Raw genomic sequence first — 20,840 nt, 5'->3', positions numbered from 1 at the left:
TGCGCCACCCACAACCTCCTCAAGCTCTTCCGCATGACGGCAGCGTAGCGGCCTGCCGTACCCAGCGGCGGACCGGCGTCACTCGTCCCGTCTCGCTTCCAACCCCATTACCGCTACACACTCCTAGGGTCTCCCGCTCCGGCAGTGAGTTGTATTCCCTGCTCATTGCCAGAGGCGTCACCACGATGAACCAGCACCCAGCCCCAGGAGAACCCAGAATGAGCGCACCTGCCTCGAAGAAGCTGTCCCTGAAGAAGGAGACGCTGCGCCAGGTTGATACGGCGCAGATGGAGCAGTTGGAGGGCGCGGTCGGCGGTACGACGCCCATCACCATCATTCCCATCACGATTGGTTACACCATCGGCCGGACCCTCGCCTCCCGCGAGGAGTGACGGGGACGGCCGAAAGGCCATTCAGGTCCGGGCACGGCAGTCTCATGGCTGCTGTGCCTCGCGGTGGCTGTTTGAACAGGCTGGGTCCGTAGATACCCGGTTCCCCGTGAAAACATGCCTACTGCTTGAGCGGAAAAGTTTTGCTGGATTATCCTGCTTGGGCCGCGCTGGCTGTCCGCGGTGCGGTGGTCGCTCAACCCCAGGAAGAGGAGAACCCAGAATGAGTGCACAAGCCGCGAAGAAGCTGTCCCTGAAGAAGGAGACGCTGCGCCCGCTGGACTCGGCGCAGGTGGAGCAGCTCGATGGCGCGGTCGGCGGTACGACCCCCACCATCACCACCGTCACCGTCACCGTCGTCTTCGTTCCCAGCGAAGCGCACTGACGTCGACAGAGAAGCCGTCTGGCTCTCTCATGTCAGGGGCCGTCAGCCTCCGGGCTGCCGGCCTTCTTCCCCGGTCCACATCACCTCATCGGCTGTGGCTCGGGCTTGATACACCCGAGACATCGGACGGGTTTCAGGGACGTTCATCATGCGCATCCTCCTCGTGGCCATGCCCTGGCATTCGCTGGATACACCGTCGCTGGCGGTGGGCATCCTTCATGAGTGCGTGAAACGTTGCCGCAGTCCGCATGAAGTCATCGACATCTACGCGAACCTGAAGTGGGTGGATTATCTCCACGCCCGCTCCCAGGGGCAGATCAGCATCCGGAGCTACCTGAACATCTCCGAGCGTGGCATCTGGAGCGGGATGGGGGACTGGCTCTTCGCCCCGGCGCTGCACGGCACCACCGCGTGGAAGCAGGAGGACTACGTCGCCGTCCTGCCGGGCTCGGACTGGAACAAGGAAGCGCTGTTCCAGGTGCAGGGCTGGACGCCGGACTTCATTGAAACACTGGCGGACGAGCTGCTCGCGCTGAAGCCGGACCTGGTGGGCTTCACCAGCACCTTCATGCAGAACGTGCCCGCGCTGTCCCTGGCGCAGGCGCTCAAGCGGCGCGCGCCGGAGGTGCTGACGGCCATGGGCGGCGCCAACTGCGACGGGCCCCAGGGCCTGGCGCTGCACCGGAACTTCCCGTGCCTGGACTTCGTGGTGCGCGGCGAGGGCGAGGCCGCCTTCGTGGAGTTGCTGGACGCGGTGGACGCTGGCGAGCCGCTGGACGGCATCCAGGGCCTGTGCTGGCGCAAGGACGGGCAGCACGTCGCCAATCCGGGGCGGAAGGAGTCGTACCCCACCGCGCTGATTCCCGCGCCCAACTACGACGCCTACTTCGAGACGCTCAGCGCGTCTCCGCTGCGCAGCCTCATCGAGCCCAAGCTGGTGATGGAAGGCGCGCGCGGCTGCTGGTGGGGTGAGAAGCACCACTGCACCTTCTGCGGCCTCAATGGCTCGTCGATGGCGTTTCGCAGCAAGCCGCCCGAGCAGCTCTGGGAGGAGGTGCGCCGCACGGTCGCGCGCTACCAGGTCCTGGACATCTACATGGTCGATAACATCATCGACATGAAGTACTTCAAGGCGCTGCTCCCGCACATCGCCGCGTCGGGGCTGAACCTGCGCCTCCAGTACGAGGTGAAATCCAACCTCACCCAGGAGCAGGTGCAGACGCTCAAGAGCGCGGGCGTGGTGAGCGTGCAGCCCGGCATCGAGAACCTGAGCAGCCACGTCCTCAAGCTGATGGACAAGGGCGTCAACGGTTGCCACAACATCCAGACGCTGCGCGACTGCGAGGAGCAGGGCCTCACCGTCACCTGGAACTACCTCTTCGGCTTCCCGGGAGAGCAGGACGCCGACTACGACGTCATCTCCGGGCAGATGCCGTCGCTGGTGCACCTGCAGCCGCCCAGCGGCGCCAACCGCATCCTCCTGGAGCGCTTCAGCCCCAACTTCGAGAACCCCAAGCTCGGCTTCGCGGAGCGGGACCCCGCGACCTTCTATCCGCTCGTGTATGAGCTGCCGCGCGAAGAGCTGATGGACCTGGCCTACCTCTTCAACTCGCCGCCGCGGGGCATCAAGAACGCGACGGCGCGGACGCTGAGCAAGGCCTGCTCGGAGTGGCGGGACAACTACCGGCAGAGCGAGCTCAGCTTCCGCGAGGAGGGCGGGCGCATCTTCATCCGGGACCGCCGTGTGGGCCGCTCGCCCGCGGACCTCGTGCTGGAGGCGCCGCACGAGGTGGCGGTGTTCCACCTGCTGCGCAAGCCCCAGACGCCTGGCAGCCTGGCCGGCGCGCTGCGCCCGCAGGGCCATGAGCGCACGCCGGAGCAGGTCAGCGCGTTGCTGGCGGAGTGGCTCGAGCTGGGGCTGGTGTTCCAGGAGGACGGCCGCTTCATCGCGCTGCCCATCCGCGCGGCGCCCCAGCGCGTGCGGCTCGTGGGCGAGCAGACCTCACTGCCTGCCGTGCGCCCCGAAGGGCTGCCCGACGCGCCGCCGGGTGCGCCGGACGACGTCCCGGAGCTGTCGCTGGCGGCGCTCACCGCCACGGAGCGGGTGGGCACGTCGCGCGCCCGGGTGCGTGTCCGTCCGGATGAATGGAGCGAGCTCACCCGGCTTCTGGAGACACGGCGTGGCGGCCCGGCGCTGGCGGTGACGCTGGACGCGGACGCGCCGGGCGCCTGGCCTTCGTCGGAGGAGATTGACCGGCTCCTCCAGCGCGGCGTGGTGGAGGTGCGCGTACCCTGGGAGATGCAGCTCGACGAGCGGCAGCCCGAGTGCAGCGTGCACTTCATCCGCTTCCTGCGCGACAGCGCCGCCGCGCGCCTGCGCGTCCACTGGAACGGCACGGCGTCCGGGACGGTGAAGGCGCGCGCGCTCAACCACCTGGAGCCGCCCGTGTCCGACGGAGAGGACGCGCTGCGTGCCTGGAAGGAGCTGTACGCCTACGGCCGCTGCTACTGGCGGGCGGGGCCCGACTTCGTCCTCATCAAGGACGCGCGCGCGGGCGGGGACTTCTCACGCTTCACGCTGGAGGAGGGTCCGCTGCGCGACGTCTTCACCCGGCTCACGGTGCCGCAGCACCTGGACACCTTTGGCGCGGATGAGACGGACCGGGAGGCGCTCGACGTGCTGATGGAGGAGGACCTGGTGCTCCGCCTGGGGGATTGGGTGGTGGCCTTGCCCTATCAAATCAAGCACTGGCCCGTGCCCTTCATGAGCATCTGAGGCGGCACGGCGCAGGCGTTCCCGGCCCCGGGCTCGCGCGGACCTCCTTGAGGGCTGCGCCGCGGCGTGGGGCGCGTTAGAAGCGCGGCATGGCGCCCGGTGCTCCCGCTTCCGATGTCCAGCTCATTCCCGCCCGGCCGGAGCATGTGGACTTCTGGCTGGCCATGCGGGCGGCTCCCGGCGCGCGGCGCTTCGTGGACACGGAGGACGACACGCGGGAGCTGCTCCTGCGGCGCATCCTGGAAGCGGGCGCGGTGGGTGAGCCCCGCGCGCGCAGCTTCCGGTGGTTCGTGGAGGCGGACGGGCAGCTCGTGGGGACGGTGTCCGCGCGGGACTTGTCGCGCGTGCATGGCCGCATCGAGCTGGGCTACATGATGGCGGACGCGCACCACGGCCGGGGCCTGGGCACGCGGGCGGTGGGGCTGATGCTGGAGCAGCTCTTCACGTTGCCCTCCCTCCAGCGGGTGTGGCTGACGACGCTGGCGGAGAACGCGGGCTCACAGGGCGTGGCGCGCAAGCTGGGCTTCACGATGGAAGGCACCCTGCGCGGGCACTGCCTGTTCCAGGGCCAACGCAGGGACCAGCAAATCTGGGGCCTGCTGCGCCCGGAGTGGGAGGCCCGGCGCGCCGCGTTCGTTGTTGGCTGAGCGCTTCGGACGGCCGGTCTCTGGGAGCAGTGAGGGGCCCGGGTTATAGAAGCGGCGCCATGCATCCCTACGCCGCTGAGCTTTCCCAGGAGCTGGGCCTCAGGCCCGAGCAGGTGGACCGGACCCTCGCGCTGCAAGAGGACGGAGCCACCGTTCCCTTCATCGCGCGCTACCGCAAGGAAGTCACGGGCGGCCTGGACGAGGTCCAGATTCAAACCCTCTTCGACCGGGCCACCGAGCGCGCCGAGCTGGACTCCCGGCGCGACACCATCCTCCGCTCGATTGAAGAGCAGGGGAAGCTGACGCCGGAGCTGGCGAAGGCGCTCAAGGCGGCCAAGGCGCGCACGGAGCTGGAGGACCTCTACCTCCCCTACAAGCCCAAACGCCGCACGCGCGCCGCCATTGCCCGGGAGCGCGGGCTGGAGCCGCTGGCGGACCTGGTGTGGAAGCAGGACGGCCGCCGGGGCGAGGACGTGGCCGCGCGCGTGCGCCCCTACATCAACCCGGAGAAGGACGTGCCGGACCAGGCCGCGGCGCTCGCGGGCGCGCGCGACATCTGCGCCGAGCGCGTGGCCGAGGACGCCGGCCTGCGCCGCGAGGCCCGCGAGGTGAGCGCGCGCCGGGGCACGCTGTGCTCGAACGTGGTGCCCGCGAAGAAGGGCGAGCCGACCAAGTTCGAGAACTACTACGGCCACGAGGAGCCCCTGTCACAGGCCCCCTCGCACCGCGTGCTGGCGCTGCTGCGCGGTGAGGAAGAGGGCGTGCTGAAGGTGAAGCTCTCCCTCCCCGACGACGAGGTGAAGGGCCTGCTGGCCGGGCGCGTGGTGACGAAGCCGCAGGCCCTCTTCTCCCAGGAGCTGCGCGCCGCCGTGGAGGACAGTTGGGATCGGCTGCTGGGGCCGTCGCTGGAGGCGGAGCTGCGCGCGGAGCTGAAGGAGCGCGCGGACCGGCAGGCCATTGGCGTCTTCGGGGAGAACCTGCGCCACCTGCTGCTCACGCCGCCCGCGGGCGCCCGCGCGGTGCTGGCCCTGGACCCGGGCCTGCGCACGGGCACCAAGCTGGCGATGATGGACGTCACCGGCAAGGTGGTGGAGACGGTGACGCTCTACTCGGAGCGCGGCGCGGACGAGCGCGCCCGCGCGGCGAAGCTGCTGGCCGCGGTGGTGCAGAAGCACAAGCCGGAGCTGGTCGCCGTGGGCAACGGCACGGGCAGCCGCGAGGCGGAGGACTTCGTGCGCGACACGCTGAAGGCGATGGGCTCGCAGGTTCCCGTGGTGTCGGTGAGCGAGCAGGGCGCGTCCATCTATTCCGCCTCCGAGGTGGCCCGGGACGAGTTCCCGGACCTGGACGTCAGCCTGCGCGGCGCGGTGTCCATTGGCCGCCGCCTCCAGGACCCGCTGGCGGAGCTGGTGAAGATTGACCCCAAGAGCATCGGCGTGGGGCAGTACCAGCACGACGTGGACCAGGGCCTGCTCAAGAAGAAGCTGGGCGAGGTGGTGGACTCGTGCGTCAACGCGGTGGGCGTGGACGTCAACACCGCGTCTCCGCAGTTGTTGGAGCACGTGTCCGGCGTGGGGCCGTCCCTGGCGAAGAAGCTGGTGGCGCACCGCGCGTCGAAGGGCCGCTTCTCCACGCGGCGCGAGCTGCTGAAGGTGAGCGGCCTGGGGCCGAAGACGTTCGAACAGGCGGCGGGCTTCCTGCGCGTGCGCGGGACGGAGCCGCTGGACGCCAGCGCCGTCCACCCGGAGCGCTACGGCGTGGTGGAGCGCATGGCGAAGGATTTGGGCGTGGCCGTGAGCGCGCTGGTGGGCAACGCCGAGCTGGTGCGCAAGATTGACCCGAAGCGCTACCTGGGCCCGGACCTGGGCGAGCTGACGCTCAAGGACATCCTGGCGGAGCTGGAGAAGCCCAGCCGCGACCCACGCGGCGACTTCACCGCGCCCCAGCACCGCGAAGACTTGCGCTCGCTGGAGGACGTGAAGGAGGGCATGGTGCTCCAGGGCGTGGTGACGAACGTCACCGCGTTCGGCGCCTTCGTGGACGTGGGCGTGCACCAGGACGGCCTGGTCCACGTGTCCCAAATCTCCACGCGCTTCGTGAAGGACCCCTCCGAGGTGGTGAAGGTGGGCGACCGGCTGACGGTGCGAGTGCTCACCGTGGACCTGGCGCGCAAGCGGCTGGCGCTCTCCGTGCGAGCGGTGCAGGAGGGTGGGGCGCCGCAGCCGTCGGGCCGTCCCCCCGTCGGCGGGGCCGCGGGGCAGGGCCGCATGACGGAGCGCGGCGGCGGGCCTCGTCAGGGCGCGCGGCCCGCCTCTGGCCCGGGGCCGAAGCCGCCCTCGGGGCCCGGTGAGAAGAAGGGCCCGGAGCCGTTCAACAACCCGTTCAGCAAGCTCAAGCGCTGACGGGGCGTCGCTTCACTTCGCGTCGATGGGGAAGGGACGGACCTCCCCCGCCAGCACCTGGTTGCGCGCCAGGAGCCTGGCGAACCGGTCCGTCCCGTTGCGCGTGTCGAAGCGGTTCGCGATGTCCCGGGCCTGCTCCCGCGTCCAGGCGTGCAGGGTCCGGACGTCGTAGCCGCCATCCGCCTGGTGGTGGGGGAACGTCTTCGGCAGCCGCAGGCTCACCACGTCCCGCGCTCCAGCGGCCAGTACCCGCTCCAGCAGGAAGGCGGCGGCGGCGTAGAAGGTGAAGCGGTCCCGGTAGCTCGGGTGGTCCAGCGCCCAGCCCAGGTGCTTCTCCAGCAGCGTCAGCCCGCGCGCCAGGTTGTCCGTCAGGGCGAGGTACTCCAGGTGCTCGCCCACGGTGGAGAGGAACTCGCGGTTCTTCGCCACCAGGGCGTAGCCGCGGCGGTGGACTTCGCGCGCCTGCTCCAGCTCGCCCAGCTTGAACAGCGGGTAGAGCACCGTGCCCAGCGTCAGGTGGGGAATCTCCGCGCAGGACTTGCGGCCGTCCAGGATGGGCCGGGCCTTGCGCAGCGCCTGCTGCCATTCGCCCTTGTCGACGTGGTGGTCCAGCTCGTCGTCCAGCTCGCACACGCGGCAGTCGGTGAGGTGGTCGCGGCGCGCCTCCAGCCACGCGTTCCACAGCCGCTCCACTTCCTCGGCGGCGTCCCCCATCTCCCGCGCGGCCTGGTAGCGCATCTTCAGCACCGCGCGCACCCCGGAGTCGGTGGCCTTGAAGCACTGCTCCACGTCGTCCAGCGCGTCGACAATCTGCTTGCGGGTGATGTGCGGGAACTCCTTGATGCGCGCCACCACCCACTTCTGCTTCCAGAACATCTCCTCCGGGTCGAAGCGCTTCGGGTCCTTCTTCTGCTGGCCCCGGCACCACGCGAAGGCCACCAGCGCCTTGTCCGGGAAGCCGCCGAAGGTCGCCGCGTCGATGAGGGCGTCCCGCATCCGGTAGCCCAGGCCCACGTCCTTGTGCGTGTCCGCCAGGCGCACCGCCTCTTCCAGGAGCCGCACCTTGCCTTCGCCTTCCGCCAGGCCGCCCGCCTGTTCGAAGAGCGACTCCGCCTGCTCGCGCCAGTCCCCGCTCATCAGTGCAGCCCCCGGGGACCCGCGCCGCCGCTGCCTTCTTCGCCGCCGCGTCCGCCATCCCCGCCCAGGTGCGCGGAGATGAGGCCCAGCAGGCCCTGGTTCAGCAGCACCATCTCCTGGGCGTTCAAGGGATGGTGTCCCAGGAGCAGGGCTTGCACGTAGAGCATCTCCACTGACAGCTTCAGCATGTCCCGGTCCGCCACCGCCGCCAGCCGCCGCACCACCGGGTTGTGGAGGTTGAAGCACAGCTGCGCCGGCTCGCTGCCCGAAGCCGCCATGACGCTGTCCAGCACGCCGGCGTACAGGTCATCCGACTCCTCGCGGGCCCGCTCGGCGTCGCGCCGGAACGCGCCCTCCGCGTCCGCGCTGTAGAGCGTGGGCACCTCCGCCGGGTAGAACTTCTTCACCACCGCGCCGCAGCGGAACGGCGCCAGCACGCCCTCCGCCATGCGCAGCAGCGGGAAGGTGGCCTCGCGCTCGTCCAGGGTGAGCTCCTCGAAGCTCTGCGGCAGGTCCGCGGAGGAGAAGGGCTCCACCTGCACGTCCGGCACCGCGTGTGGCAGCTTCTCCAGCAGCGACGTGTCGTGCGTGTACGCCGCGTTGATGATGCACAGGCCCTGGGCGCTGGCCACCTGGGCAATCTGCCGGAAGCCGTCCAGCGTGGACGTGTAGCGCACCACCGGGTGCGCGCGCCGGTAGTCCGCCAGCGTCATCATCCCCATCGACGTCTCGAAGGGGAGCCAGTGGATGATGAGGCGGTAGAAGTCGTCGTCATCCAGCGCCAGCGCCTTCACGCTCAGCCCGTGCAGGGCAATCAGCCGCTGGAGCGCGCGCGGGTCCTCGCGCGCCAACTCCATCAGGTAGCCGCGCAGGGACTGCCCCAGGGACTCGCGCGCCGCGGCGAGCGCCTCGTCCTCGTAGAAGGACTCCCGGCTGGCGGTGGGCCGCAGCGCGTTGGCGTTCACCACGCACTTCACGAAGAAGGCCCAGTCCGGCAGCAGGTTCTCCGCGCTCTCCGACAGCAGCATGTGCTTGAGGTACACGCGGTGCTTCTGCCGCGAGTTGAAGTGCGGCGACGCGGGCAGCACGTAGGCCACCCCGTCCACGTCTCCCGCGGTGGAGCGCAGCGGGATGCAGTCGACGAAGTCCGTGTCGAACAGCTCGCGCCCGTAGGCGAGCAGCGCCTTGCGCCGCTCGGAGGCGCTGTCGTACTCGCGGCGCCAGGGTACGCCGGAGGAGTCCAGCCGCTCGGTGCCCTCGGGCGTGGTGAGGTGGACGGGGAAGGGCAGCAGGCCGCCGTAGTGGCTGGCGAGGTTTCGCAGCCGCTGGGCGGTGAACCAGTGCGCCATGTCCGGGCGGGCCACCAGGAACACCTGCGTGCCGGGCTGGGCGAGCAGGTGCTCGGAGGGCCGCACGGCATAGGTGCCGTCGTGCCGGCCCCGCCACTCCAGCGTGCGCCCGTCGCCGCGCGCCGAGCGCGTCACCACCAGCAGCTCGTCACACACCATGAAGCAGGACAGCAGGCCGATGCCGAACTGGCCGATGAAGTCGTTGCGGCGGGCCTCCAGGGCCTCGCGCTTGGAGGACTCACCGATGGTGGCCAGGAAGCGGTGGATTTCGTCCTCGGTCAGCCCCACGCCGTCGTCGGTGAAGAGCAGGGTGGGCGGGCTGCCGTCCTGCTTCTCCATCAGCTCCAGCCGGACGGTGCCCGCGTGGCCGGGCTCCAGGAGCTGGCGGGCGCGGATGGCATCGGTCGCGTTCTGGAGCAGCTCGCGTACGTAGACGCCCGGGGAGCTGTACAGGTGGTGAGACAGGAGGTCGATGACCCCGCGGAGGCTGACTTGAAATCGGTGGTCCACGTGCCGCCGACGTTAGCGCACGCCCCCCGTCGTATCGACAGCCGAATCGAGCTTGAGACGCGGCGCGTACTTGGGCATCCATGGCGGGCCCTTGAATGGCCGCCCGGTCGGTGTCAGGTGGCGGCGGGTCTTCACCTCGCAACAGGAGTGGATGGATATGCGGACGAAGCTCATGGCAGTGGTGGTGGGCGCGGCACTGGCCTTCAGCGGAACGGCGGCGGCGCAGGGCACCTCAGCGCCCGCCAAGGTCGGGGCCACCAAGAAGGCCCCGGTGGCGGCCACCCGCGGCAAGACGGAGGTGACGTGGTGGGGGCACGCGGCCTTCGTGATTCGCAGCCCGGGCGGCGCGGTGATTGCCATCGACCCCTGGCTCACCAACCCCAAGGCCCCACAGGGCGCCGCGCAGCCGGAGGCGCTGGACGCCATCCTCCTCACCCACGGCCACTTCGACCACGTGGGCGACGCCAAGGCGCTGGCCGAGAAGACGGGCGCCAAGGTCTTCGGCTCCTTCGAGCTCATCAACCTGCTGGGGCTTCCGGAGGCCCAGGCGGTGGGCGCCAACGCGGGCGGCACCTTCCAGGTGAAGGACGTCACGCTCCACCTGGTGGAGGCGGTCCACTCCAGCAGCTACGCGGCGGACCCGAAGTCGCCGGCGCAGTACGCGGGCGCGCCCCTGGGCTACGTGCTGAAAATCGACAAGGGCCCCACGCTGTACCACGCGGGTGACACCGGCCTCTTCGAGGGCATGTCGCTCATCGCCACCCAGTTCAAGCCCACCGTGGCCCTGCTCCCCATTGGCGGCCACTTCACCATGGGCCCCGCGGAGGCGGCCCAGGCGGTGCGGCTCCTGAAGGTCAAGAGCGTGATTCCCATGCACTACGGCACCTTCCCCCTGCTCCAGGGCACCCCGGACGCGCTGACCGGCGAGCTGAAGAAGCTGCGCGGCACGGCCAAGGTGGTGGCCCCGGCGCCCGGCGCCACGACCGCGCTGTAGGGCACCGGGAGCAGATGGTTGGGCCCGGTAGAAGTGGCGGTTCTATCCCCGCTGACTTCCGGGCCTTGACCCTGTCCCGTGGCCGAGTGGCAACCGGGAGGCCCCTGGGTTACATCCCGCTCCTTTCGCGGCGCGAGGGTCTCTCCCAGCGGCCCAGGGGTGTTCCGGTGTTGGACTTCACCAAGGCGGGGTGGCTCTTGCCACTCTTGACGGAGACGGTCGCCTTCGAAGCGGGCGCGCCGGCTCCGTCCGCGCCGCCGCTGGGCTCTGGACGGGCCCGCGCCCGCGCGCACCTGCGCCGGACGCTGCGCGCCAGTGGCCTGCTGTACGGCACGCCCGCGGACGCACCCGCGGCGGCGGACGTGGCGCAGCCCACGGAGCTCCAGGCGCGCGTGCTGGAGGACCAGCTCTTCCACGCGGTGGTGCGGACCCTGGCGCTGATGGCGCTGGAGCTGGGCCGGCTCGTGGGGGCCCCGACGGCCGTCCGCACCGAGCAGCTCCTGGTCCTGTTCGCGGTGCTCACCGGAGAGCTGGAGCTCGCGGAGACGCTGGACGCGGTGATTGCCTCGGGGCGCCCGGTGTCCCGGCGGCTGGCGGCGAAGGTGGAGGCGTCGCTGGGGACGCGCTCGCCCGTGCTGGCGGGGGACCCGGTGTATGGGCTGGTGCTGCACAACGGCGCGCAGTACGCGGACGCGCAGCTGTTCTGCCGGCAGGCCATCGACTACTTCTCTCGCGGCACGCTGCACCGCGAGCGGGCGCGGCGGCGGCTGGATTTCGCGGCGCGGCAGAAGGCGCTGCTGGTGGATGTGCTGACGGGGCTGGCGTGTGTGGACCGGGTGCCGGGGCTGCCCGCGCGCCGCGCCATCCTGCGGCAGGTGGAGTCCCTGCGGCTGCCGGCGGCGATGACGTCCGAGCTCAAGGCCGCGGTGAAGCAGTCCTTCGCGCGGCGCCGCCCGGTGCGGGACGTGGTGCGCCAGGTGCGCAGCGTGGACGTGCGCCACTTCCTGTTGGAGCAGACATTGCTGGCGGCGCTGGTGGACGGCCGCAAGACGCGGCGCGAGCGCGTCTTCATCCGCGAGCTGGCGGAGGCGCTCCACGTCCCGGGCGCGGAGCTGCACCGGCTGGAGCTGGAGATGGCGGAGTTCTACGCCCGCCACCGCGCCATCGTGGACGTCTTCACCGTGTCGGACGCCGCGAGTGCCATGGGCGACGACCTGGTGGCCGGCATCCAGGAGGCGCTGGAGAAGAACTTCTACCGGCTGATGCAGGAGGTCCGCGAGACAGGCGACCTGGCGGTGCTGCTGACGAAGGCCGCCCGGCGTCAGGCGCTCACGGGCGACGAGCGGCGGCGCATGCGCGCGCAGCTCATCGACGTGGCCAAGGCGATTCCCGCGCTGGCCATCTTCGCGGCGCCCGGCGGCATCCTGCTGCTCGCGGCGCTGGCCAAGGTGCTGCCCTTCAGCCTGCTGCCCAGCGCCTTCCAGGAGGCCGCGCCCGTCGAGGAGGACTTCGAGGACGTGGGGCCGGAGCGCGAGGCCGGCTGACGCGCGGCACCTTCACCCGCGATGAGTCCGCTTCGTCATCACCTCCAGGCCTTCCTCCGGGTGGAGCCGGGCCGTCCGGCGTATGGCGCGGGGCTGCGCGCCGCGCTCGCGGTGGGCGGCCCCATGGCCGTCGCGGCCCTGCTGCACCTCCCCGCCGCCACGTGGGTGGGCCTGTCCGCCCTCTTCGTCTCGCTGGTGGACCGGGGCGGGCCCTATCGGGACCGCGCGCGCGCCATGGGGGCCATGACGCTCCTGGGCGCCGGGGTGGGCCTGGTCGCGGCGCTGCACCTGCCCGCGTGGGCCGCCGTCATCGTCACGCTGCTCTGGGTGACGGCGTGCGGGTTCGCCCGCTCGTATGGGGACACGCCCGGGTTGATGGGCGTGGTGCTCGCCAACTACTTCGTGGTGTCGCTCGCGCTCCCCGCCAGGGACGTGGCTGACGCCTTGCTGCGCTCCGGCTTGTTCCTGGTGGGCGGCGCGTGGGCCATGTTCCTCGCGTTGATGCTGTGGCCGCTGGTGCCCTACCGGCCCGCGCGCCTGGCCATCGCCCGGTGTTACGACGCGCTGGCGGACCACGCGGAGGCGGTGGGGCGCTGGCCGCTCGAAGGGGCGCCGCCCGCCGCCGCGGGCGTCCTGCCGGTGGCGCCCTGGCAGGCCCGCATGCGTCAGCTCATCGAACAGGCGCGCGCCGTGCTGGCCTCCACGCGCATGGGCCGGGCGGGGGAGAGCGGCCGGGGCGAGCACCTGCTGGTGCTGGTCGAAGGCGTGGACTCGATGATGGTGACGCTCATCGCGCTGACGGAGATGCTGGAGGTGGCGCCCGCCGAGCCTCGGTATCACGCGCTCCGCGCGGAGGTGCAGCGCGCGCTGGCGGCGCTGGCCGCGGACCTGCGCCGCGTCACCTTGGCCCTGGAGAAGGGGACGGAGGTGAACCCCCAGCCGGTGTGGGACGCCGAGCGGGTGAAGCGGGCCCTGCAGGCGCTGCAGACAGCCGGTGAGGTGCCCGAGCCGGTGCGCGCCGGCTATCAGTACGTGTACACGCTGCTGGACCGCCTGCGGGACTATGCCCACGCGACGGTGGAGGTGGCGGCGCGGCTGGAGGGCAGCGCGCCCGTGCCAGACGCCCTGGCGCTGCCCGCGGGAAAGGCGGAGCCGCCGCCTCGGCAGGCCCTCCTGGAGCCGCTGCGGGAGAACCTCAACGTTCGCTCCGTCATCTTCCGCCACGCGCTGCGGCTGGGCGTCGCGGCCGCGCTGGCCACCGCGCTCGTCTGGGCGCTGGGGCTGAATCACGGCTACTGGGTCATCATCACCGTCACCGTCGTCCTGCAGCCCTACGCGGGCCTCACGTTCCAGCGGAGCCTGCAGCGCATCGCGGGCACGCTGCTGGGCGCGGCGCTGGCCGCGGGGCTGGTGGCGTTGGTGCGGGAGCCGTCCATCATCCTGCTGGCCATCGTGGTGCTGTTCGCGGTGGCGATGAGCGTCCAGCCGCTCAGCCTGTCCGCGTTCCAGGTGCTGCTGACGCCGGCCCTGGTGCTGCTCGCGGAGCTCCAGTCGGGCGACTGGGAGCTGGCCGGGGTGCGCATCATCAACACGCTGCTCGGCGGGCTGATTGCGCTGACGGTGACGCGGCTGTTGTGGCCCAGCCCGGAGCACCTGCGCTTGCCGGAGCAGGTGGCCTTCGCGCTGCGCGCGGACCGCGACTACCTGAAGTCGGTGGCCGCCGCGCACTCGGACGCGGAGCCCGCGGTGCGCGAGGCCCGGCGGAAGATGGGCCTGGCGCTGCTGGCGGCGGAGGCGTCCTTCCAGCGGCTGCTGGGAGAGTGGCGAGGACCCGCCAGGGACCTGGAGCCGGTGATGGCGCTGCTCGTCTACGCGCGGCGCTTCACGTCGGCGGTGACGACGCTGGCCGCCAGCCGCGCGGACCCGGCGTCTCCCCGGGAGCTCTCCGAGGTGGTGCGCTTCGCCGGGGGCGTGCTGGACGAGCTGGCGACGGCCATGGAGCAGCAGCGCCGGCCCGCGCCCATGCCCGCCACGGCCCCGGCGGGTGGGGGGGATGCGCTGTCACGCGCGCACGTGGAGCGGCTCGTGCGACAGCTCACCGTGCTGCACTCCGCGGCGGAGCGCGTCCCGCCGCTGCGGCTCCAGGAGGGCGTCAGGTCCGGTCGAGCGTCGCCACCAGCCGCCGCAGGTCCTCGTTGACGTTGACGAGCCGGGTGTTGCCCTGCTCGTCCGCGAGCTGCTTGCGCAGCGTGGGCAGGGAGGCCTCGCGCAGCTTCTTCGCGGCGTCCTTCGAGCCTTCCACCAGCCAGCCCACCGCGAGGACGAGCGCGAGCCGGGCCTCGGTGTCGCGCTCTCCCAGCCGCGAGGCCAGCGCGCCCGCGTGCTCGGCCGCGCCCGAGCGACCGACCTCCAGCGCCGCGCGCTCCAGCATCCGCGGCTCCGCCTTCTCCATGCGTCGCACCCAGCAGCCCGCGTCGCCCGCGCACGCCTGCGCGGCCTCCAGCAGCTTGGACTGGCCCGCAAGCTGGTCCGCGCGCCGCTTGCCCAGCGCGGCCGCGTCGTCGCAGCCGTCATCCTCCGCCTGCTTGCAGTCCGCCGCCGTCCGCGCCGGCTCGGCCGCGGCCAGCTTCTGCAGCACGGGCAGCTCGCGCGCGTCGCCCAGCATGGCGATGCCCTTCACCGCCGACTCCCGCGCGTACCAGTCGCCGGTGCCCGCGGCCTTCTCCAGCGCGGGCAGCGCGTCGCGTCCGCCCAGGCGCACCAGGGCGCTCACGTAGGCCTCCCTCACGGTGGCGTCCGTCTCCGACACGAGCCCGGCCAGCGGCTTCACCGCCTCCTGCGCGCGCATGCGCGCCAGCGCGTCCGCGGCCTGCATCCGCACCAGCGCCTGCACCTGCGGGTCCGCGTGAGTGAAGTCCAGTTGCTTCATCAGCGCGGCCACCGCGCGCTTCTCCCGCAAGTCTCCCAGCACCGTCGCCGCCTTCATCGCGTAGCTGGCGGGGTTGACGCCGTTCGACCGCGCCCACTTCAGCAGCTCCTTGTCCTGGCCCTCCAGCGCCGGCAGCAGCGCGTCCGCCGCGGGCGCGCCCAGCTGGTACAGCGCGAAGGAGCTCTCCACGTAGAAGGACTTGCCCTTGCGCTCCTTGGTCAGCATCCGCACCAGCGCGGGCGCCGCGCGGCCGTCACCGATGTCCCCCAGGGCCTCGATGGCCTTCTTGTTGAGGAAGGGCTCCACGGTGTCGTCCGTGGCCAGGGTGATGAGCGACTCCACCGCTTCCTTCGCCTTCATGTCGCCCAGCACCTGCACCGCCTCGATGCGCGTGTAGTTGTCCTTCGCGCGCAGCAGCGGCACCAGCGCGGGGATGGCGCGGCGGTCACCAATGGCCCCCAGCGTCGCGACAATGGCCTTGTTCGCCAGGTGCGCGGGCATGTCGCTGGCCGCCGGGTCCAGGGCCTTCGTCAGCGGCTCCACCGACGAGGCATGCTTCAAGTCTCCCAACGCGCGAGCCAGCGCGGCGCGCACCTCCGGCTTGCGCTCGGTGTCGAGCTGACCGTGGAGCATGGGCAGGAAGCGCTCGTCCATCTTCCCGGACGAACGCATGGCCTCCACCATGCGGATGCGGTCCTCCGCCCGGCGGCTCTGCTGGATGCCTGATTCCCAGTACTCCGGGGTCGCCGGGTCCCCCTTGCACCCAGCCAACACCAGGAAAGAGAGCGCAACACACAACGCGGTGAGAGAGCGGGTCATGCGGTCTCCATTGCGTCTGCGAGGTTGTCCTGTCTTCCGTGTAAACCTCACGCGAGGAAGGAAGCAAACCGCCCCCGGCACCTGGGGTACGCTGGTCAACGACATGTCCGATGGGAATCAAAAGACGGTGCGCCCGAGCCACGTCCGCCGGACGTACATCCTGGACCGGCCTTTCCAGCTCAAATACATCCTGCTGCTGGCGGGGATTGGCGCCGGCAGCATCCTCGTGTTCGGGCTGTTGGCGCACCGCGTCCACGTGTCGTCCACGGCCCAGGGGCTGGACGGTGGGCAGACGCTGCTGTGGCTGACGGCGGTGGGCACGCTGGGCACGGCGGTGGCGATGGGCCTCTTCGGCCTCGTCTTCACCCACCGGGTGGCGGGCCCCGTCCACGTCATGAGCCTGTACGTGGCGTCGCTGGCGGCCGGCCGCTATCCCCGGATGCGACCGCTGCGGCGCGGGGACGAGCTCAAGCAGTTCTTCGACCGCTTCACCGAAGCGGTGACGCGCATCCGGGAGCGTGAGGCGGATGAGGCCTACGCGCTGGAGACCGTGCTGGAGGCCCTGCGGCCGGTGGCCACCACGCCCGAGGCCCTGGAGGCGCTGGGCACCCTGAGCGCCCTGCACACGCGCAAGCGTCAGGCGGTGGACACTCCCACCGGGAGCACCTTCAAGTCCGTGGCCTGAGTCGCCCGGCGCAGGAGAAGCGCGACACCATGAGCAGACCCCGCATCGTTTTCATGGGCACCCCCGAGTTCGCGGTGTCCTCACTGGCCGCCTGCTTCGAGCTGGGAGACGTGGTGGCCGTCGTCACCCAGCCCGACAAGCCGAAGGGCCGCGGCAACACGGTGACGGCGCCGCCGGTGAAGGAGCTGGCCCTGTCACGCGGCGTCCCCGTGCTCCAGCCCGCCAAGCTGCGCACGCCGCCCTTCGCGGAGGCGCTGCGCCAGTACGCGCCCGACGTCTGCGTGGTGACGGCCTATGGCCGCATCCTCCCCAAGGACTTGCTGGCGCTGCCCACCCACGGCTGCGTCAACGTGCACGGCTCGCTGCTGCCGCGCTTCCGGGGCGCCGCGCCCATCCAGTGGGCCATCGCCCATGGCGACACGGAGACGGGCGTGTCGCTGATGGTGATGGATGAAGGCCTGGACACCGGTCCGGTGCTGGCGATGAAGCGCCTGGCCATCGCCCCGGACGAGACGAGCGCCTCGCTGTACCCGAAGCTGGCCGCGCTGGGCGGTGAGGTGCTGCGCGAGTTCCTGCCGGCCTACCTGAGCGGGGAGCTGAAGCCGGTGCCGCAGCCTTCCGAGGGCATGGTGCTGGCCCCCATCATCGAGAAGGACCAGGGCCGGTTGGACTTCACGAAGCCCGCGGTGGAGCTGGAGCGGCGCCTGCGGGCCTTCACGCCGTGGCCCGGGGCCTTCACCACGCTGGGCGGAAAGCTGCTGAAGGTCCACCGCGCGCAGGCCAGGGGTGGTAGTGGGGCTCCCGGCACGGTGCTGGCGTCCGGCCCGGACGGCATCGAGGTGGCATGCGGCGAGGGCTCGCTGGTGCTGCTGGACCTCCAGCCGGAAGGCAAGCGGGTGATGCGCGCCGCGGACTTCCTGCAGGGGCACAAGCTGGCGCCGGGCAGCCAGCCCTTCGTCGCGGGCTGACGGGAGAACGGGTGATGGCCATGAGACTGCTGGTGCTGCACGGACCCAACCTGAACCTGCTGGGCATGCGGGATGGCTCGTCCGGAGGGCGGCTGGAAGACCTGGACGCGGCGCTGCACGCGCGGGCGGAGGCGCTGGGGCAGGAGCTGACGGTGGTGCAGTCCAACCACGAGGGCGACCTGCTGGACACGCTCGGCGCGGAGCTGGAGGCGCTGGACGGCATCATCATCAACCCGGCCGGGCTGTTCGGCTCCTACTGCCTCAAGGAGGGGCTGGAGGCCGCCGGGCTGCCCGCCATCGAGGTGCTGCTCAAGCCCCCGGCCCGCGAATCCGTGGTGGGTGAGGCCTGCGTGCTCCAGATTCACGGCGGGCCCGGCTTCGAGCCCTACCTGCAGGCCCTGGAGACCTTCGGCAGCGGCGTCTTCACGACGGAGAAGCCGGAGTCGAAGAAGCTTCTGGGGAAGAAGAAGGGGAGCCCCACCAGCGGCGCGAAGGTGACGCCCATCACCGTGCTCAAGCGCGCCGCGCGCAAGGACGGCTCGTCGGAGACGGCGAAGTCCCTGGCCCGCGCGGTGAAGACGGCGGGGCCCACGAAGACGCTGGGCCGCAAGCTGGCGCCCGTGGAGGACCTGCGCGCGGCCCGTCAGGCGAAGACGCTGGGGCGCGGTGGCAAGGGGCTCACCCCCGCGGCGGACCTGCTCACGCGCGCGCTGGTGCGTCAGAAGATTTCGGACCGGCTTTCGGGGAGGCTCTCCTCCGCCGAGCTGGCCGCCTGGGCGCGTTCCCAGTATCAGGCGGTGCAGCGTGGCGCTCCGGCGGAGCATGGCCACCGTGAGCTGCTGGAGGAGAGCCTCCAGAGCCTCACCCTCTCCAACCTGCCCGCGACGCGGCTCTCGGATGAGCAGCTCGTGGACCTCTTGACCCGGCTCGACGAAGGATGAACGCCCGCGCACTCGCCATCCAGGTCCTCTCGCGTGTCCGCGCGACGGACGCCTACCTCAACCTCGTGCTGGACACGCAGCTGTCCGAGTCACCGCCGAAGGACCCGCGCGACGCGGCGCTCGTCACCGAGCTGACCTACGGCGCCACCCGGCGGCAGCTCGCGCTGGACTACGCGATTACCCGCTTCGCCGACCGCAAGCTGGACGCGCTGGAGGACAAGGTGCTGGCGGCCTTGCGCATCGGCGCCTACCAGATATTCCACACCCGCGTGCCCGCCCGCGCCGCGGTGGCGGAGACGGTGCAGGCCCTGAAGGAAGTGGGGCTGTCGCGCGCGGCGGGCTTCACCAACGCCATCCTCCGCAAGCTGGCGTCCCTGCCCGCGCCGCCGCTGCCCTCCGCGTCCGACGTGGCGCTGCACCTGTCCGTGAGGGAGAGCCATCCCCAGTGGCTGGTGGAGCGCTGGCTGCGCCAGTTCGGCCGCGAGCGCGCCGAGGCCATGCTGGTGGCCGACAACCAGTCCCCCGCGGTGGTGGTGCGCGCCAACACCGCGAAGGTGACGCGCGATGCGCTGCTCGCCCAGCTCCAGGAGATGGGCGTGGACGCGAAGGCCACCACGATATCGCCGGTGGGCATCACCCTGCCGTCCGTGGGCCGCGTGGAGGACGTGTACGGCTACGCGGAGGGGCTGTGGCAGGTGCAGGACGAGGCCGCGCAGCTCGTGGGCGTCTACGGGGCGATTCCGGAGACGGCGCGCGTGCTGGACGCGTGCGCCGCGCCGGGCGGCAAGTCCTGCCACCAGGCGCAGTCACACGACGTGGTGGCGGTGGACCTCCACGCGCACAAGCTGCGGAAGATTGAAGCGGAGGCCCGGCGCCTGGGCGTGCAGCCGCGCCTGAAGGCCTACGCGCACGACGCCACGGAGCCCTTCCCGGAGGCGTGGGGGGAGTTCCACGCGGTCCTGGTGGATGCGCCGTGCTCGGGGCTGGGCACGCTGCGCCGCCACCCGGAGCTGCGCTACCGCCGCAAGGAGGAGGACATCTCCCGGCTGGCCACGCTCCAGCGGCGCATCCTGGAGAACTGCCAGGAGGCGGTGCCGCCCGGGGGCCTGCTGGTGTACGCGGTGTGCACCATGGAGCCGCAGGAGGGGCAGGACCAGGTGGAGATGTTCCTGCGCAGCCACCCGGAGTGGACGGCCGAGCCGCCCGTGCTGCCCGGCCTCAAGCTGCCGTTGTCGCAGGCGTACCTGCGCACGCTGCCAGGCGAGGAGGGCTTCGACGGGTTCTTCGCCGCGCGCCTCCGGAAGCTCTACTGACGCTCAGTCGTCGTCGGCGTGCGGCAGGTTGGCGGCGGCCTTGAACGCCTCCAGCACCGCGGCGGACGCGCGGTCCAGGTACTTGCCCTTGCGGATGAGCAGGCCAATGGGGCGCGACACCGGCCCCTCCGCGAAGGGCTTGGCCACCAGGGAGCCGCCCTTCACCTCGCCCTGCGCCGTGGCCATGGGGAGGATGGCCACGCCCAGGCCCATCTCCACCGCCCGTTTGATGGTCTCCACGTTGTCCATCTCCATCACCGGGGTGATGTCGATGTTCTTCTCGCGGAAGAGCCGGTCCAACGCCTTGCGCGTGGGCGCCTCGCGGTCGAACGCGATGAAGGGCACCCCCGTCAGCGCGGTGAGGCTCACCTTCTGCTTCGTGGCGAAGGGGTGGCCAGGGGCGCACACGACGGCCAGCTTGTCGTCGCGGAAGGAGAGGATGTCCACGCCGGCGCGGGGCTGCGGATAGGCGACGATGCCAATCTCCGCCGCGCCCAGAATCACGTCGTCGTACACTTGGTCGTTGCGCCGGTAGTTCAGGCGCATGTTCACCTTCGGGTGCGACTTGAGCAGCTGCTTCTGCACGGCGTTCAGCTCGTGCAGCCCCACCGAATAGATGGTGGAGACAGTGGTGGTGCCCGCCACCTCGGTGGCCTGCTCGCGAATCTCCTGCTCCACCTCGGAGAAGCGGGCGAGGATTTCCTTGCACCCGCGGAACAGCCGCTCCCCGGCCGGCGTCGGCGTCACCTGCCGCGCGCTGCGCGACAGCAGCTTCTGCTCGTACCGGTTCTCCAGCGCGCGAATCTGCTGGCTCACCGCCGATTGCGTGACGTGGTTGAGCTGCGCGGCGCGGGAGAAGGAGCCTGTCTCGACCACGTCGCAGAACATCTTCAAGGATTCGAGCTGCATAAGGCCGTCTCCTATCCCCAAACCCAATGATTAGGCCAGCGTTAATTAGAATGCCTTTCCTTCGCGGGCAAACTGCCTAACCCGCCAGGGCTCCCACCGGCCGCTCATCGGACGACAGGGGGATTGCGCGGGGGGCTCAGGAG

At 71.1% G+C, this 20,840-nt stretch carries 16 protein-coding genes; 12 read left to right on the top strand and 4 right to left on the bottom strand.

What is annotated here, in order from left to right:
- Positions 1-218 precede the first annotated feature (218 nt).
- The 5 genes from G4D87_RS38870 (at position 219) to G4D87_RS12890 (ending at position 6,599) form a co-directional block, all read left to right on the top strand.
- On the top strand, positions 219-392 hold the full coding sequence (locus G4D87_RS38870; RefSeq protein WP_205507566.1) for a class I lanthipeptide: 174 nt from the start codon (positions 219-221) through the stop codon (positions 390-392).
- A 220-nt stretch (positions 393-612) separates the two neighbouring features.
- Positions 613-774 carry a class I lanthipeptide gene (locus tag G4D87_RS38865; RefSeq protein ID WP_176409287.1) on the top strand — a complete coding sequence of 54 codons (162 nt, stop codon included), beginning with the start codon at positions 613-615 and terminating at the stop codon, positions 772-774.
- A 148-nt stretch (positions 775-922) separates the two neighbouring features.
- Positions 923-3,550, top strand: coding sequence for a RiPP maturation radical SAM C-methyltransferase (locus tag G4D87_RS12900; RefSeq protein WP_163782359.1), 2,628 nt, complete (start codon positions 923-925; stop codon positions 3,548-3,550).
- 89 nt (positions 3,551-3,639) lie between these two features.
- Entirely contained in the window at positions 3,640-4,197 is a 558-nt protein-coding gene (locus G4D87_RS12895) for a GNAT family N-acetyltransferase (RefSeq protein WP_163782358.1), read from the top strand.
- Between the two features lie 59 nt (positions 4,198-4,256).
- Complete coding sequence (locus G4D87_RS12890; protein WP_163782357.1) at positions 4,257-6,599, top strand: Tex family protein; 2,343 nt, start codon at positions 4,257-4,259, stop codon at positions 6,597-6,599.
- A 12-nt stretch (positions 6,600-6,611) separates the two neighbouring features.
- Here the strand turns inward: G4D87_RS12890 and G4D87_RS12885 are convergent, their stop codons facing one another.
- The gene (locus G4D87_RS12885; RefSeq protein ID WP_163782356.1) at positions 6,612-7,736 is read right to left on the bottom strand and encodes a hypothetical protein; all 1,125 of its coding nucleotides are present in this window, start codon (positions 7,734-7,736) and stop codon (positions 6,612-6,614) included.
- A complete protein-coding gene (locus tag G4D87_RS12880; protein ID WP_163782355.1) occupies positions 7,736-9,595 on the bottom strand; it encodes an HSP90 family protein in 1,860 nt (619 codons plus the stop codon). Before G4D87_RS12880 ends, G4D87_RS12885 begins: the two co-directional genes overlap by 1 nt.
- A gap of 151 nt (positions 9,596-9,746) precedes the next feature.
- Here G4D87_RS12880 and G4D87_RS12875 point away from each other — a divergent pair, with 151 nt between their 5' ends.
- The 3 genes from G4D87_RS12875 to G4D87_RS12865 all read left to right on the top strand — a co-directional run bounded on the left by G4D87_RS12875 (position 9,747) and on the right by G4D87_RS12865 (position 14,332).
- The gene (locus G4D87_RS12875; protein ID WP_163782354.1) at positions 9,747-10,589 is read left to right on the top strand and encodes a metal-dependent hydrolase; all 843 of its coding nucleotides are present in this window, start codon (positions 9,747-9,749) and stop codon (positions 10,587-10,589) included.
- Positions 10,590-10,795: 206 nt separating this feature from the next.
- Complete coding sequence (locus tag G4D87_RS12870) at positions 10,796-12,133, top strand: LETM1 domain-containing protein (protein WP_240358227.1); 1,338 nt, start codon at positions 10,796-10,798, stop codon at positions 12,131-12,133.
- Positions 12,134-12,154: 21 nt separating this feature from the next.
- Positions 12,155-14,332, top strand: coding sequence for an FUSC family protein (locus tag G4D87_RS12865; protein WP_163782352.1), 2,178 nt, complete (start codon positions 12,155-12,157; stop codon positions 14,330-14,332).
- Here the strand turns inward: G4D87_RS12865 and G4D87_RS12860 are convergent.
- The gene (locus G4D87_RS12860; RefSeq protein WP_163782351.1) at positions 14,286-15,881 is read right to left on the bottom strand and encodes a HEAT repeat domain-containing protein; all 1,596 of its coding nucleotides are present in this window, start codon (positions 15,879-15,881) and stop codon (positions 14,286-14,288) included. The two genes, G4D87_RS12865 and G4D87_RS12860, sit on opposite strands and share 47 nt — an antisense overlap.
- Positions 15,882-15,984: 103 nt before the next feature.
- Between G4D87_RS12860 and G4D87_RS12855 the strand changes: the two genes are divergently transcribed.
- From G4D87_RS12855 to rsmB, 4 genes are read left to right on the top strand one after another with little or no spacing between them, the layout of a single operon-like run.
- Positions 15,985-16,566: a sensor histidine kinase family protein gene (locus G4D87_RS12855; protein WP_240358226.1), complete on the top strand. Its 582-nt coding sequence runs from the start codon at positions 15,985-15,987 to the stop codon at positions 16,564-16,566.
- Positions 16,567-16,595: 29 nt separating this feature from the next.
- Entirely contained in the window at positions 16,596-17,534 is a 939-nt protein-coding gene (gene fmt / locus G4D87_RS12850; protein ID WP_163782349.1) for a methionyl-tRNA formyltransferase, read from the top strand.
- Between the two features lie 20 nt (positions 17,535-17,554).
- A complete protein-coding gene (locus G4D87_RS12845) occupies positions 17,555-18,475 on the top strand; it encodes a type II 3-dehydroquinate dehydratase (RefSeq protein WP_163782360.1) in 921 nt (306 codons plus the stop codon).
- Positions 18,472-19,788 carry a 16S rRNA (cytosine(967)-C(5))-methyltransferase RsmB gene (rsmB, locus tag G4D87_RS12840; protein WP_163782348.1) on the top strand — a complete coding sequence of 439 codons (1,317 nt, stop codon included), beginning with the start codon at positions 18,472-18,474 and terminating at the stop codon, positions 19,786-19,788. Before G4D87_RS12845 ends, rsmB begins: the two co-directional genes overlap by 4 nt.
- Before the next feature lie 3 nt (positions 19,789-19,791).
- On the opposite strand, the gene G4D87_RS12835 is transcribed toward rsmB, so the two are convergent.
- Positions 19,792-20,697 (bottom strand): LysR family transcriptional regulator, encoded by a 906-nt coding sequence (locus tag G4D87_RS12835; protein ID WP_163782347.1) that lies wholly within the window; start codon positions 20,695-20,697, stop codon positions 19,792-19,794.
- Between the last annotated feature and the right edge of the window lie 143 nt (positions 20,698-20,840).

The organism is Myxococcus vastator, from assembly GCF_010894475.1.
GTDB lineage: Bacteria > Myxococcota > Myxococcia > Myxococcales > Myxococcaceae > Myxococcus > Myxococcus vastator.
Note: the sequence above shows the minus strand (reverse complement) of the source record. Positions and strands in the feature narration are given on the sequence as shown.